The sequence below is a fragment of the Streptomyces canarius genome (genome assembly GCF_014650735.1).
Classification (GTDB): Bacteria; Actinomycetota; Actinomycetes; order Streptomycetales; family Streptomycetaceae; genus Streptomyces; species Streptomyces olivaceoviridis.
Genome location: NZ_BMVN01000003.1, coordinates 269691 through 282943 on the forward strand (window position 1 = coordinate 269691; position 13253 = coordinate 282943).

The following is a 13253-nucleotide window of genomic DNA, read 5'->3' on the forward strand; positions in this document are numbered from 1 at the left end:
GTGGCCGCGGCGCGTCGTACGGCTGTGACGCGAGAGGCTACGGCAAGCACAACCGGCACACCACGAGGAGCACCTATGAGCACCGTCCTGACAACCGACCACCCGGCCTGGCACGCCTACGAGGACGGCACCCGGGCGCGTGCGGTCCGCACGGCCTCCGGTATCTGGACCGTGTCCCACGACCGGAACGGCCTGCACCTCGTGTGCGTGGACGGCGCCGAGGACGTCAAGCCCGAGTTCGTCACCACCGACCCCGCGCACCTCCCGCCCGCTGCCCCGGCTACCCTCCGCGAAGGCCTCATCGAGCTCGGCGTCACCCAGCGGCTCGCGAACCCGTGGCTGTGGGACGCGATCACCACGGCGATCCTGCGGCAGGTCGTCCGCGCCGATCAGGCCCGGAAGCTGTACCGCGCCTGGTGCAGTGCGTACGGCACCACGGTGGAAGGCCCGCACGGTCCACTCGCCGTGGCGCCCACGCCGGCCGCAGTTCTCGACCTGGCCGACGACCAGTTCGCCACCGTGGGGGCGAAGTTCCACCGCACTGCCCTGCTGTCGGCCGCAGAGCACTACGCGCGGCATCACACCGACTGGGACTGCCTGGACGCCGACGCCCTGGCACTCGCGCTCACACGCATCCCCCGCATCGGCCCATGGACCGCTGCGGCCGCCGCCACGGACTTCACCGGCGACTTCAGCACCTATCCGCACGACGACCTCGCCGTGCGCACCTGGGCCGCTCGGATCGCCCCCGCCTACCCCTGGCCTGACAAGAAGGACAAGACGTTCGGGCCGCTGTGGACCGGCTGGGCCGCCTCCAACCGCACCGCCCTGCACACCCTGACCCTCTCGACCCTCACCTGGGGCTCCCACGCCCCCGCTGATCTGGAGGACCCATGCGGCACTTAACGCTGCTCTCCGGCGTCGACCCCGCCCACCCGCTCGACGCCCTGTTCGTCAACGCCCCCCTTCGGGACTACACCGAGCGGCCCCGCACGAACGACTACACGCTCCCCGTCCTCGGCATGGCCTACATCGCCACCTACGCCAAGCATGCCGGATTCAACGTCGCCGTCTTGGACGCCGAGGCGTACGGCCTGGGCATCGCCGAGACAGCGAAGATCGTCAACGACGTCCGGCCCCGCTGGGTCGGGATGAACCTGCTCGCCCCCACCTATGAGATGTCCGCGCGGATCGCCGCCCAGCTCGATCCCGGCATCGCGGTGATGGTCGGCGGGCACCACGCCAAGGCCCTGCCCACCCGCATCCTCGCCGACCCCCGGATGCGCAACGTCCGCGCACTGGTCATCGGCGAAGGCGAACTCCGCGTGGCGGCCCTGCTGGAAGACGAGCAGCGCCGCCGGGAACTCCCGCAAGTGATGTGGCGGGATCCGCTGCTCGGCACCACCGGGACCGGCGTAGCGGACGCGAAAACGCAAGCCCTCATGCTCGGCCCCGACATCAACGCCCTGCCCTACATCGACCGCGTCTTCCTCCCGCAGGACCCCTACCGGGCCGCGCCGTCGGTCACCGACCGGCGTCTGGCCGCCTCCCGCTGCGCCGCATGGCTCACCGACGCGGCCAGGCACGGCCACGTGGAGGCGAACATCGTCGGAAGCCGCGGCTGCCCCTACAACTGCGGGTTCTGCGGGGCGGCCTGGTCCGCGAACCCGGACGTGAAGATCCGCGTGCGCAGCCCGGAGAACATCATCGGGGAACTCGACGCGCTGCACGCCGCCCACGGGGTGACCGCCTTCCGGTTCGTGGACGATCTGTTCCTCGGCGTGCGAGAGGTGATCTACGAGCACATGCAGGCGTTCACCGACCACCGCATCGGCGACCGGTATGTGTGGGACGCCACCGGCCGCATCAACATCCTCGACCGGCTGAGGGACGAAGACCTCGACATCCTGGTCGCCAACGGCCTGCGGGAAGTCGCCCTCGGCATCGAGTCCGGCAGCGACCGCATGCTGAAGGCGATGGACAAGCGGATCAACGCCGACATGACCGAACGCGTCACCCGCCGACTCCTTGAGCGCGGCATCGGCGTGAAGGGCTACTTCATCCTCGGCTACCCCGGCGAGACCCGCGAAGACCTCGACGCCACCGTGCGGCACATCCGAAACCTGTGGGACATCGCCGACCACAACCCCGGCGGCATCCGCGCCAGCGTCTTCGAGTTCCGCCCCTACCCCGGAACGCCCGTGTGGAAGACCCTCACCGACGCCGGGCATGACCCGGATGCCCTCCTGGCCTACGGCGACGTCGACCTCACCCAGGACGGCGCCCACGAGTCCATGCGACAGCGCGACGAGTTCAACTTCAGCGTCGGTATCCAGTTCGGGGACGTCCCCCTGCATGAGATCCGGTCCACGCTCGCCATGCTCACCCGCGAGCAGCACGAGCGGAACCAGGCCGGCGGGCTGGGAGTCGCCGCATGACCCGGCCGCGTACGGGGCGGTTCGTCAGCATCGACGGTCCGAGCGGCGTGGGGAAGTCCACCACCATCCGGGAACTCCGCACGATCCTCGCCGCCCGGGGGATCGCCGCGCAATGGACTGTCGAACCACCCCGCGGGGACTTCCTCGGAGACTTCACCCGCACGCACGGCGGCCAGCTTCACGGCCTGGCCCTGGCTTGCCTCGTCGCAGCCGCCCGGTACCGACACGTCGAAACGACCATCGACCCCGCCCTCAAACGCGGAGAGCTGCTGATCTCCGACCGGTACCTGGCTTCGACGCTCGTTCTCCAGCGGCTCGACGGTGTCCCGATGGACTTCCTGCTGCTGCTCAACGACTACGCGCCACAGCCGGACCTGGCGGTGATCCTGACCGCCTCCCCGGGCACGATCGCCGACCGAATCGCCCAGGCTGGTATCACCCACCGCTTCCGGGCAGACCCCACAGCGCCCACTAGGGAAGTCGAGCTGTACCGCAACGCCGCGAACATCCTCGAAGACCTCGGCTCCAAGGTGCTCATGATCGACAGCACCGACATCCCCTCATCGGAGGTAGCGCGCCGAATCGCCGACGAGCTTGCCAACCTCCCACTACCGTCAGATGCTCCAGCCACCCCAACCACCCAGGAATCATGAGCGGACAGCCGGCACAGCCCATCATCGACACCCACGTCCTTCTCCGCGACGGTGACAAGATCCTTCTCTCGCAGAGAGGCGGCCCCTACGGCTACCGCCGATGGCACCTGCCTTCCGGCAAGCTCGACCATGGCGAAACCCTCACCGCCGGGGCAGCCCGCGAACTGTTCGAGGAGACCGACGTCAAGGCCGACCCCGAACACCTGGAACTCCGGCACGTCGTGCACCACCGACAAGAAGACGGCTCCGACCGCATCGGCTTCTTCTTCGAGGCCACCCAGTGGGAGGGAACGCCCCGCAACAAAGAGCCCGAGAAGTGCCTCGCCCTCCAGTGGTTCGCAGACCATGACCTCCCCGAGGACATCATCGAATACCCGTGGGCTGGCCTGCGCGGCTGCCTCGGTCAGGTCGGCGCACTGACGCTGCACGGCTGGCAGTAACAGACACCGCGGAACCCCTTCCGGCCCGGCATGATGCCTGGCCGGGAGAGCCCATACCGGCAAGTGCCGAAGCGCTCGGAGTGGGCGCTCGCGCGTGGAGCCGCCGACCTCTCCGCCGCAACGGCCGGGGTCGTCGTTGTGCGGGTCAGGCGGCGGCGCTCTGGTCACTGCTCGCCGGCGTGACGTTCAGTACGCGCTGAAGATCTGCGGTGATGACGCGGTACTTACGCCCTGCCCTGATGACCTTGCACGGGAACTCGCCGGCGCGGGCCAGCTTGTAGGCGTTGTCGCGGCCGATGCCGAAGGCTCGACCGGCGAGTTCGACGCCTATGGTGGGCGGAAGATCCATCAGGTCGGCCGTTCGCAGGGCCGTCACGTCGGGGACCTCGTGGTTGGTCATCGCGCGCCTTCCTCTTCCGACTACTGCGCACACTGCGCATAACTGCGCAGCATCACTTCGCACAGTACGGGATCGGTTGTCACGGCACAACACGCGAAGTACGGTCAGCTCACCGACGTTGATCGCGCGGCCGGGTCGACCGGCCGTTCGCCGGCGTGGACGCAGAACAGCCCGGTAGCGGCGATCACTCCGGGCTGGTAGGGGAGGGGCCATGGCCGGAGCCAGACGGGCCGGCAGTATCACGCGGCGCTGCGAGTGCCGCGACGAGGACGGGAAGCGGCTGGGGCAGAACTGCCCGGATTTACGCAAGCGGTCGCACGGCACCTACCAGCTACGGCAGGAACTCCCGGCCGCCGCTGACGGTACGCGCCGCATCTTCCGCCGCACCGGCTACACCTCGGTCGGTGACGCGCAGTCCGACCTCGACAAGCTGCGCGCGATCCTCGACCTGATCAGCGACGACGAGCACTACGGCCACCAGGTCAGCGACCTGCTCGCCAAGGTGCAGAGTGACCGCGCGGACATCCCCGACGCGGCCGAGGTGAAGCGGCGCCTGGTCGGCGGCGTCGCACTCAACAGCGATATGACGGTCGGAGAGTGGCTCGATGCGTGGCTCGCGGCGAAGAAGACGAAGCGCCGCACGACATCCAGCTACGAGTCGCACATCCGCGTGCACCTGCGGCCGGGCCTGGGGCGTTACCGGCTCGACCGGCTGAACATCGGGCACGTGCAGAGCTTCTTCGACTCAATCGACGATCAGAACGAGGTGGTCCGCGCGGAGAATGCGCGGCGGCGTGAGCAGGAAGCGCGCTGCAAGTGGGGGAAGCCCGGGGCGCCGCCGGCCGAGGTCTCGAAGCACCTCGCGGCCGAGCGGGAGAAGCTCGCCGCGATGCCGCCGTACAGGCTGACCACGGGACCGGCGACGAAAGTGCGGATCCGGGCGACGCTACGGGCCGCGCTGAACTCGGCTATCCGCAAGCAACTGATCACGTTCAACGCGGCTGAGTGGGTCGAGCTGGAGTCGGGCAAGCGACCCAAGGCGAAGCTCTGGACGCCGCAGCACGTCGAGCACTGGGAGCGCACCGGTGAGAAGCCGAGCCCGGTGATGGTGTGGACGCCCGAGCAGCTCGGCGAGTTCCTCGACGAAGCGGAGTCGAACCGCCTGTACTCGTTCTTCCAGTTGATCGCGTTCCGGGGCCTGCGTCGAGGTGAGGGCGTCGGGCTCGCGTGGCGGCACGTCGACCTGGACGCGGGGCTCATCACGCCGGCGAAGACCCTCGTGGTCGACCGCTGGGAGGTGTACGAGGACGACCCGAAGACGGAGGAGTCGGCGGCGACGATCGGGCTCGACTCCCTGAACGTCGCCGCGCTGCGGGAGCGTCGGCGGCAGCAGCTCGCAGAGCGCGACGAGTGGAACCGCTACGCGGCCGAGCGGCGGGCGCAGGGGAAAGACGTCGCTGACTGGGTCGACACGGGGAAGGTGTGGACCGAGCCCGACGGGACGTGGCTGCACCCGGAGAAGGCCAGCGACGAGTTCCGGCGGATCTGTAAGCGGGCTGGGCTGCCACCGATCAACCTCCGCGACTTGCGGCACGTCGCCGCGACGCTCGTGCACGCCGGCGGTGGCGATATTTTCGCGGTGCAGAAGGTGCTGCGGCACACGTCGGGACAGCTCGCTGCGGAGACGTACACGGAGCTGTTGCAGGAAGTCGACCGGGACATCGCGGAGAAGGCGGCCCGCCTGGTCCCGCGGGCCCGCCGCAGCGCCGAGCAGGTGCCGCCCAACCAGGATGAGGACGTGTCCGGGGACGGCGACGAGCCGAGCGAGGCGGCGTAGGCTGTCGGGCGAGCAGAGTGTGAGGGCCCTCGTCACCGCAGGTGGCGGGGGCTTTCTGCTCGCCCGGTGCTCGCCCGAACGCTTCATAACGGGGCCGTACGGAGCATCACAGGACCGCATGATGACTGCACGGCGAGAAGGGGCATTGGGTCGCTGACCTGCACTGTTCAGCACAGGGCATAACGAGGCAGCACAGGGCAGTACGACGGCGGTTCGCCCATTACCAGTCTCATAATCCGTCGGCCGTGGGTTCGAGTCCCACCCGCCCCACCAGTAACGCGCCCTGACCTGCGGAAACGTAGCGTCGGTGGCCCTGAGTAACACCTCGGGTCCCACGGGGGTGAATCCGCTGCTCGCGGGGATCGCGACGGGTGTGCAGGTACCCCTACCAGTCGCCTGACCTGCAGTAATGTAGGACGAGGTCATCTGCTGGAGGTTGCACAGCGGAGCCGAATGGCAAGATCCAGTGGGCGCTCAGTGGACATGAGGAACCTGGGGTGGGGCTGGAAGTGGCATGGGTGCCTGTCCGATGGCAGAACTGAGACTTGTGCTCGGCCTTCTGAGCTCTTTCCAACCTGCTGACGGGCCAGGCTGGTTGGGGCCCGGCGGCGTGCAGGCGTCGGGGATCGATCTGTCCACCGTGCACCTGCGCCGCCCCGCCCGCCGACGCACCGGCTGCAGATCGGCTCCCGCTGGCGGCGCCTCGCGCCGGGGACGCCAGGCTCTGTGGGCCCCGGCCCATCTGTGCCGGGGCCATGCCTACACGCTTGGCGGCGGATTCGGCTCGGTCGCCTGCCGTGCCTCGCCCACCCTGCCTGGTATCACCCACGACCTGGCTGCCGGCCGCGAGCACGGCATCGTGAAGGCCCTGGCCGATACCGGGATCAGATGCTGGGCGGACAAGGCGCACCAAGGAGCGGGCCGCCCGATCCGCGCCCCTTTCCGCGAGCGATGGCTCGGGCGGCGGCGCTCGCGGCAAGATTCACTGTGTTGGCGAGCAGGCGCCACCCTCAAGGGCTGGCGCCTGCTGCGAAGAGTTTGCCGCAGAACCAACCGCGTCACCGCGATCGTCGAGGCCGTCCTCGTCCCTTACACGCCTCAATGTGAGGTTGGAAAAGGATCACTGCCTGAGGTCGATCGTGCGTACCGGCTGTCCCGTGCTCCGGGCGATGGTTTCGAAGTCGCGGTCGTAGTGGAGCAGGGTGAGGCCCGCTTCTTCGGCGGCGGCTGCGACTAGGAGGTCGACCGGGCCCGCGCTGCGGTGTTCGCCCTTCGCTGTGAGCTGCTCCTGAACCACGCGGGAGCGGCGATAGATGCTGTCCGGCATCGGACACCACACGTAGTGGGCGTCGAGTGCCGCCTTCAGTCGTGCGCGGTCCGTGGAAGAGCGGGCGGAGTAGAGGACCTCGAGTTCCGTGATGTCGCAGATCGCGACGAGGCCGGCAGCGATCCTGTCGTCCCACTCGGCCGTGTTCTGGGCGAGAAGGACGCGGGCCAGGGCGGAGGTGTCGATGAGGTAGTCGGCGACGGTCACGGCCGGTACTGGCTCTTGTCCAGGAGGATGTCGATGTCCAGGGCCCCGTCGGCCACCAGTTGCCGGGCGTCTTCGAGTGCGCGCAGGCGCCGGTAGCGAGCGGTGACCTCGCGCAGGGCGGTGTTGATCGTGTCGCGCTTGGTAGTGGTGCCGAGTTCCCTGGCGGCGGCTTCCAGCGCCTCGTCGTCGAGGTCGATGACAGTTCGGCTCACGGCGACTCCCTTTGTATATGACGGCGTATATCAGTATACCTGATGCCTTGTATAAGGAGTCGGCGGGCTCCGGTCTGGTCCGGATCAGCGGGCTTCATAGCCGGAAGGCGAGTGCAGGTCCGCAAGTCCCTGGCGCATGGCCAACCCTCTCCACGAGCCATCAACCGCGGAGCCGACGGGGAGGAAGTCCTGGAGGTTTTCCGCATCGCGCTGCAAGAATCACTCGGCGTAATCCCGACGACTCCGCGGTGTGACCGCCTGAGGCGGAGGCGGGCCCACCCCCTGTCCGCTTCAGCCAGCCATGTCTTGAGAAGCTACTCCTGAACCCGGCCAACGTCGTCGACCTGCCGGAGGTCGATCCCCGCATTTCGACTGCCGCGCTGACGCCATCGCCGCATCAGCCGGCCCACAGCAGCTGTCACAGCCACCGCGAGCACCGACCCCAGCGCCTCCGTCAGCACGTTCTCGCCCAAAGCCTGCCAGGACTGAGCCAGGACCGACACCGAACCTCCCGTTGCAGAAGACGTCGTACCGAACCAGCGTTATTCGTCGATCCGGGGCTCAGACGGGACTGGACGTCCTATGGCGCCGTCGGACAGCATCGGACAGATTCGGACGACGCGACGTGGGGGAAGGGCGAGTTGGCGCGCCTAAGAAGACCGGACCTGCCACATGGGCCGCTGAGGGAGCTGAACACAGCCCTCCACAACCTGCACCAGCGAGCGGGACTGCCGTCGACTCGCGACCTCGTGCGAAGTCTGGGACCAGGAGTGGCCAGCAAGAGCCGCGTGCACGATGTCTTCGCCAGTACCCGAGTGCCAGCATGGGGTCTCCTGCAGGTCCTGGTAGAAGCCCTCGTTGAGACGGCACCGGGCGCCGACCTGAAGGCCGAGGAAGCGCGGCTGCATGCTCTCTGGCTTGCTGCTTCAGCGTCTGAACCGGAGCAACCGGCGGCACAGCAACATCCTTTACCCGGTCCCGGCGAGGACCACGTGCCCAATGATGCGCCTATCCTCGCCATGCGCGTGGCCTGGGAGTCACCCGCTGTGGTGGAGGTGAAACGTCGCCGGGCCCTGCGTGCGTGCGTCACCAAGGCCCTGGAGGACGTCGGCTACTCCGACCCTGACTACCGCCGAGACGGAAGCGCGGGGAGCACCATCGCGATAGCGGCGACGCAGGAACATCCCAGCCTCACGGCTTCAGTCTTCCTGGAAGCGGTGGACTACGAGTTCGCTCAAAGTCCGCCGCAGCTCCGGTTCATGGCACATCTGGCTGCAACAGCCCGGCAGCGGACACACAGGATCGGGGAGGCAGTTGCCGATCTTGAGACGTTCTTTGAAGTTGAACAGCTGGAGCCCTACTGGCTCCAAGTGAGCCGGTATGACTCATATCCGCACTCGCGGCCAACCGGTGCTGTCCTGCACGGGTTCGGCATCCGCCCGCATGCCGACTTTTGGGGCGAGTGGACGGAGCAGGTTCTCGAAGTCCCGTATCGCGGAGGGACGTACGATGCGACGTTCTGGTGTCGTACACGCAGCGACATACCTTTCTAGCCGAACGGCCAAGAAGTGGCAGCGCACCTGGCGCGTAATCTGGCACGGGCGCACCTGCCTGCGAAGACGTGCAGAGCTCCACCCTCAGGCCAAGAGGGCGAGCCACCGATTCGCCGGTAAGGCACTCCGCTGCTCGACCCTTCGAAACCCACGAGGCACCGGGCCTTTGCCCGCGCACCTGCCTTCGGCGAGGTCCCAGTGGCCCTCGCGGATGGCTCGTCGTGCACCCGTAGTGGTCACGCAGTGGACGGGTCCCACCCGTCCCACCACACCAGGCCTCCGACGTGCGGAAGCGCCTGGCAAGAGGGCCGCCCGCCACTGAGGCGCGCCGCACTCCCTGGTTGTTGGCGATGTGCGATTGTCTTGTACATCACATACTTCAGGGTGGTGGCGGAGATGTCCGTGACGCAGATCGACCTGGACGATGAGGCACTCGCCGAGGCGATGCGTCTCATGGGCTCCACGACGAAGAAGGACACGGTCAACGTCCGAGAAGCCGGCCGCGCGCGGCGAGCGGGGTGAGTTCGAGGCCGCAGCGACCGCGCACGACGCCGCCAGGCGCGCACGGCAGGCAGCCTTCCGTCACAGGCCCGGCTCACCGCGACGCGCTTGCCGAGGAGTTGGATGCGCTGTGTGGGGGCAGTTGATCTCCTGGTGTGCGCCACTGCGGTACACCACGGGCACACGGTGCTCCACGGCAGCGGAACGCGCGCGCCTGAGGCGGGCGACCGCTGTGACAGAGCCCACCGGCCGCCACGGTACGAGATCGTGCTCATGCGGACGCCCCTGCACGCGGTGCCCCGAACGCCCCGGTCCGCCGCTCCGGCGTTATGCCGGGGGCATCACCCCCTGGATCCGCGACAGGGTGAACACCCGCTCCGCATCGCGTAGATGACACCAGGCGTACAGATACGGAGGGTCGAGGTCAAGGCCGCTGATGGTGCGGATCGTGCGGCTGCCTGTCGTGGCGACGTACTCGATGGTGACCGCCGTCCCACTGTCGACGGCGTGGGCGAGTTGACGGACATCGGCGTGGGGGATCTGGGTCGCGTGTCCGGCGACGACTTCTTCGGTATCGGTGGCGAAGGGGGCGCCGTTGCAGGGGTCGGGGCCGGGATCGGCCAGTGGGGCGCCCGCGAGTCGGGCGGCCAGCGCGGCCAGGTCGACCTGCTTCGGGGTGGCAGTCGTACGGAACGGGGTGCTGGGCCTGCTGACCGCTCCGCGCGGGGCTGGTACCGGCGCGGTCGCCCGGGGGCCGCCGGGTCGTTCGACGCGCACCGTTCCGTCGGCTGTCTCCGCGACCGGCGCGTATCCCTCGGTCCGCAGTGCGGCGAGGGTTTCCTCCAGCGGGGTGCGGCTGACGAGGACGGTCGGGGCGAGGTGCCGCAGGCCCAGTCCGGAGAGTTTGCGGTGGGCGGCGATCTCGGTGAGGAGGGCGGGTTCCTCGCCGTGGATGACGCAGGCGGCCGAGGCGACGCGGATCCGGCCGTGGCTGCGTGCCGTGTCCGTGATCAGGTAGGACAGGGGCTGGGGCAGCGGGCCCGCGGCGACGGCAGCCAGGTCGGCCTCGATGGAGTCCGGGCTACGGCCGGCATCCAGGGCGCGGCGGACGCTCGCCGGGTTGAACCGCCACAGCGAGGCCGTGCCGCTGGTCTCCCGGTCGGCGACCGAGTCCAGCAGTGTGACCAGCCGTGCGGCGGGTGTGCCGGTGACCACGGCGGTCAGGTCGCTGCCGAAGCGGGCCGTAGGGGTGGCGGCGGGAAGGAGGCGGTGGCAGGCGGCGGCCAGTTCCTCGGTGCTTTCGGCCAGCAGGGCGGCGCCGATCGGGGACAGCGCACCGCGAGCGAGGACACCGAGCAGCTCCGCCTCGCGGATCCCGGTGGCGAACGGCGTCGCGTCCTGTGGCAGCACCTCGGCGAGGGGTCGTGACCAGTGGGCAAGAGGACCCAGTTCGGCCGCGTTCTTCGCGCCCTGCCCCTCCGGGAGCCGGGAAGCGGCGGTGAGCAGCCCCTTCCGGGCATGGAGGCAGCCGGCGCAGGACGGTGTTCCGGCCAGGGCGGGCAGCGCCTTGTTGTCGTCGTCGCGGGCCTGCGAGGGGGTGAGTCCAAGTGTCCACCAGGCATGCAGCAATACCGGTAGTCGCTCTGCGGGCTCTGACCCGGCCCAGGTGTCGTAGGCGTCCGTCGTCGCGACCCGGTCCCCGTCACGGGCCATGAGACCGGCCTTGTACGCCGTCTCGAGGGTGAGGCGTACGACGGGCTCCTCGCATCGCGCCGCCTTGCCGATCCTGGCCAGTTCGCGGGTCCCGACGCCGCCGGACTTCAACCGGGCGGGCGGAGTCGTCGCACACACCGACAGGACCGAGGCGGCGTGGGCGGCGAAGGCCGTGGCCGCGACGGACGTCTCACTGTCGACCTCCGCCGGGGAGACGGGTACCAGAGGTACGACGGGCGGCGCGGGGTCGAACGGGGCATGCCAGTCCGGCCCGCGCAGCGCGAGCGCCACCTCGGCGGGCATCCGTACAGGGCCGTAGCCGTGCCGGTCCTGGACCAGCAGTCCCCGCTCCAACGCCCAGCGCGCACCCGGTTCGGAGGTGGACCGCCCCCCGAAGACGACGAATGCCTGCGGTCGGTATGCGGGGTCCGCCTTGCGTCCCAGCAGTTTCCGGGTCTCGGCCGGTGCCTGTTCGACCACCGCGGCGACGCGTGCCGGGTCGCTGTGGTACTCCACGAGCGTCGCGAGGCGCAGCGGTTTGGTGCCGGGGGGCCGCACGCCCACAGCCGTGAGCATGCGGCGCAACTCCTCGGAGGTCGTGTCCTTCAACAGAGTCGCCAGCGGCTGATCCAGTCCGAGCGGCATGTCCCACGCCTGCCGCAGGGGCGTGGCCATGCGCAGTGTTCCCTCGCTGTCCGGCCAGACCAGCGCATACGCGGACAGCGTCCGGAGCGCCGCTTCCAGGCCGCGGGCGGTCTCGTCCTGCCTCGCATCCAGCAGGTCCGTCAGGGCCTGCCGAGAGGCCGGCACACTCAGTGTCGCCAGTGCCTCGGCTGCCTGGAGGGCGGGCAGCGTGAGCCGGGGCAGCGCGAGGGCGACCGAGCCCGGGCGTTGCAGGCGTTCGGCCAGTTCGTTCATCGAGCGGGGCTCCGGCGGGGACACGGCATCCGGCCGCGCCGCGAGTACCTGCTTCAGGTCTTCGGCGTCGAGGCGGTGGAGCCATGCTGCGAGGGTCGACTTACCGGACTTCACTGATCAGTGCACCTCGTTGAGGGAATCGCCACGCTTCGCGCCGACAGGCTGGGCGAAACGCGCTGTGCCGTACGGCCTCCAAGCATGGCGCATCCGGCGGGTGCCGCAGGGTCGTCGTCGAAGATTCGCGGACAGGGGCGCACCGGGTCCCTCTCCCCGGTTCGAGTCCCACCCACCCCACCGAGGCGCTTCGGCGCAGCGTTCTCAGCTGCCGCGCAGCATCAACCCCCTCCGGGCGGAAGGGGTTACGGCACCTTCTGAAGATCCTCGGCCCGGTGGCGGCGGTCCCGTCAGGGTCTCCGGGTCAGGTCTTGCAGAAGCCGAGTCCCTTGAGGGCTTCGTTGATCTGCTTGCCCTGTGCCTCGGTCGTGGTGACGTCCTCGTAGGTGAAGCGCTGGGATGCGGCCCAGCCGACCTTGCCGCTGCCGCTACAGCCGACGAGCGAGACGGCGAGCGCCGCCATGACGGCGGTGTTGGTGGTCCGGTGTGGCCGAGTGACCGTCATGCGTCAGTGTCGCCCCCGTGCAACTGGAGTGCGGCCAGTTGCGAGAGTTACCAGGGTGATTAGGGTGGAAGTGACGGAAAGTGACCTATATGTCAAAGGGGGCAGGTCATGCGTGCCAGCCACTGCAAGCGATCCGCCGTCCTGGGTACGACCCTCATCGCCGCCACCCTCGCCCTGAGCCCTGTCGGCCTCCAGCAGGCGTCCGCGGCGACGCCGAGCGGGACGCACGCGAGCGCGACCACCACGGTCCAGCGCGACAACAGCTACAGGCAGGGCTACAAGGCCGGATACCGTACCGGGTGGGCCGACGCCAAGGACGACTGTCAGATGAACAAGAACAACAACAACTTCAACCGCAGCAACAACTCCTACGCGAACGGCTACGACGACGGCTACTCCGCCGGGTACTCGCGAGCCGAGGACAGGTACTGCTGA

Annotated in this window: 12 protein-coding genes and 2 pseudogenes; 9 read left to right on the plus strand and 5 right to left on the minus strand. The window is 69.0% G+C overall.

What is annotated here, in order from left to right:
• Positions 1-75 precede the first annotated feature (75 nt).
• Genes IE294_RS06075 through IE294_RS06090 form a run of 4 tightly spaced genes read left to right on the plus strand, consistent with a single transcriptional unit; the run spans position 76 to position 3531 of the window.
• On the plus strand, positions 76-906 hold the full coding sequence (locus tag IE294_RS06075) for a DNA glycosylase family protein (RefSeq protein ID WP_189883017.1): 831 nt from the start codon (positions 76-78) through the stop codon (positions 904-906).
• A complete protein-coding gene (locus IE294_RS06080; RefSeq protein WP_189883019.1) occupies positions 894-2438 on the plus strand; it encodes a B12-binding domain-containing radical SAM protein in 1545 nt (514 codons plus the stop codon). Before IE294_RS06075 ends, IE294_RS06080 begins: the two co-directional genes overlap by 13 nt.
• Positions 2435-3091, plus strand: coding sequence for a dTMP kinase (locus IE294_RS06085; protein WP_189883021.1), 657 nt, complete (start codon positions 2435-2437; stop codon positions 3089-3091). The genes IE294_RS06080 and IE294_RS06085 overlap by 4 nt, the downstream gene beginning before the upstream one ends.
• On the plus strand, positions 3088-3531 hold the full coding sequence (locus tag IE294_RS06090; protein ID WP_189883023.1) for an NUDIX hydrolase: 444 nt from the start codon (positions 3088-3090) through the stop codon (positions 3529-3531). Before IE294_RS06085 ends, IE294_RS06090 begins: the two co-directional genes overlap by 4 nt.
• A gap of 145 nt (positions 3532-3676) precedes the next feature.
• Here IE294_RS06090 and IE294_RS06095 read toward each other — a convergent pair whose 3' ends face one another.
• Positions 3677-3931, minus strand: a complete 255-nt coding sequence (locus IE294_RS06095) for a helix-turn-helix domain-containing protein (RefSeq protein WP_229917030.1) — start codon at positions 3929-3931, stop codon at positions 3677-3679.
• A gap of 211 nt (positions 3932-4142) precedes the next feature.
• Between IE294_RS06095 and IE294_RS06100 the strand changes: the two genes are divergently transcribed.
• Positions 4143-5768, plus strand: a complete 1626-nt coding sequence (locus IE294_RS06100) for a site-specific integrase (RefSeq protein WP_189883025.1) — start codon at positions 4143-4145, stop codon at positions 5766-5768.
• Between the two features lie 1120 nt (positions 5769-6888).
• Here IE294_RS06100 and IE294_RS06105 read toward each other — a convergent pair.
• Both IE294_RS06105 and IE294_RS06110 read right to left on the minus strand, forming a co-directional pair.
• Positions 6889-7302: a PIN domain nuclease gene (locus IE294_RS06105; protein WP_189883027.1), complete on the minus strand. Its 414-nt coding sequence runs from the start codon at positions 7300-7302 to the stop codon at positions 6889-6891.
• Positions 7299-7514 (minus strand): type II toxin-antitoxin system VapB family antitoxin, encoded by a 216-nt coding sequence (locus IE294_RS06110; protein ID WP_189883028.1) that lies wholly within the window; start codon positions 7512-7514, stop codon positions 7299-7301. The genes IE294_RS06105 and IE294_RS06110 overlap by 4 nt, the downstream gene beginning before the upstream one ends.
• Positions 7515-8284: 770 nt before the next feature.
• On the opposite strand from IE294_RS06110, the gene IE294_RS06115 reads away from it, so the two are divergent.
• From IE294_RS06115 to IE294_RS49300, 3 genes and pseudogenes are all read left to right on the plus strand, one after another.
• A complete protein-coding gene (locus IE294_RS06115; RefSeq protein WP_189883030.1) occupies positions 8285-9067 on the plus strand; it encodes a hypothetical protein in 783 nt (260 codons plus the stop codon).
• Positions 9068-9463: 396 nt separating this feature from the next.
• Positions 9464-9647: pseudogene (locus IE294_RS06120) on the plus strand (type II toxin-antitoxin system VapB family antitoxin); the annotation flags it as partial.
• Positions 9646-9793: pseudogene (locus IE294_RS49300) on the plus strand (VapC toxin family PIN domain ribonuclease); the annotation flags it as partial. The pseudogenes IE294_RS06120 and IE294_RS49300, both read left to right, overlap by 2 nt.
• Before the next feature lie 102 nt (positions 9794-9895).
• On the opposite strand, the gene IE294_RS06125 reads toward IE294_RS49300, so the two are convergent.
• Both IE294_RS06125 and IE294_RS06130 read right to left on the minus strand, forming a co-directional pair.
• On the minus strand, positions 9896-12313 hold the full coding sequence (locus tag IE294_RS06125; protein ID WP_189883034.1) for a helicase-associated domain-containing protein: 2418 nt from the start codon (positions 12311-12313) through the stop codon (positions 9896-9898).
• Between the two features lie 304 nt (positions 12314-12617).
• The gene (locus IE294_RS06130) at positions 12618-12818 is read right to left on the minus strand and encodes a hypothetical protein (RefSeq protein ID WP_189883419.1); all 201 of its coding nucleotides are present in this window, start codon (positions 12816-12818) and stop codon (positions 12618-12620) included.
• Positions 12819-12926: 108 nt separating this feature from the next.
• Here IE294_RS06130 and IE294_RS06135 point away from each other — a divergent pair, with 108 nt between their 5' ends.
• Complete coding sequence (locus tag IE294_RS06135; RefSeq protein WP_189883036.1) at positions 12927-13253, plus strand: hypothetical protein; 327 nt, start codon at positions 12927-12929, stop codon at positions 13251-13253.

Coding starts and splice junctions, on each gene's coding strand:
- IE294_RS06075 (WP_189883017.1), top strand. CDS start 76: ATGAGCACCGTCCTGACAACCGACCACCCGGCCTGGCACGCCTACGAG.
- IE294_RS06090 (WP_189883023.1), top strand. CDS start 3,088: ATGAGCGGACAGCCGGCACAGCCCATCATCGACACCCACGTCCTTCTC.
- IE294_RS06130 (WP_189883419.1), bottom strand. CDS start 12,818: ATGACGGTCACTCGGCCACACCGGACCACCAACACCGCCGTCATGGCG.
- IE294_RS06085 (WP_189883021.1), top strand. CDS start 2,435: ATGACCCGGCCGCGTACGGGGCGGTTCGTCAGCATCGACGGTCCGAGC.
- IE294_RS06095 (WP_229917030.1), bottom strand. CDS start 3,931: ATGACCAACCACGAGGTCCCCGACGTGACGGCCCTGCGAACGGCCGAC.
- IE294_RS06100 (WP_189883025.1), top strand. CDS start 4,143: ATGGCCGGAGCCAGACGGGCCGGCAGTATCACGCGGCGCTGCGAGTGC.
- IE294_RS06080 (WP_189883019.1), top strand. CDS start 894: ATGCGGCACTTAACGCTGCTCTCCGGCGTCGACCCCGCCCACCCGCTC.
- IE294_RS06135 (WP_189883036.1), top strand. CDS start 12,927: ATGCGTGCCAGCCACTGCAAGCGATCCGCCGTCCTGGGTACGACCCTC.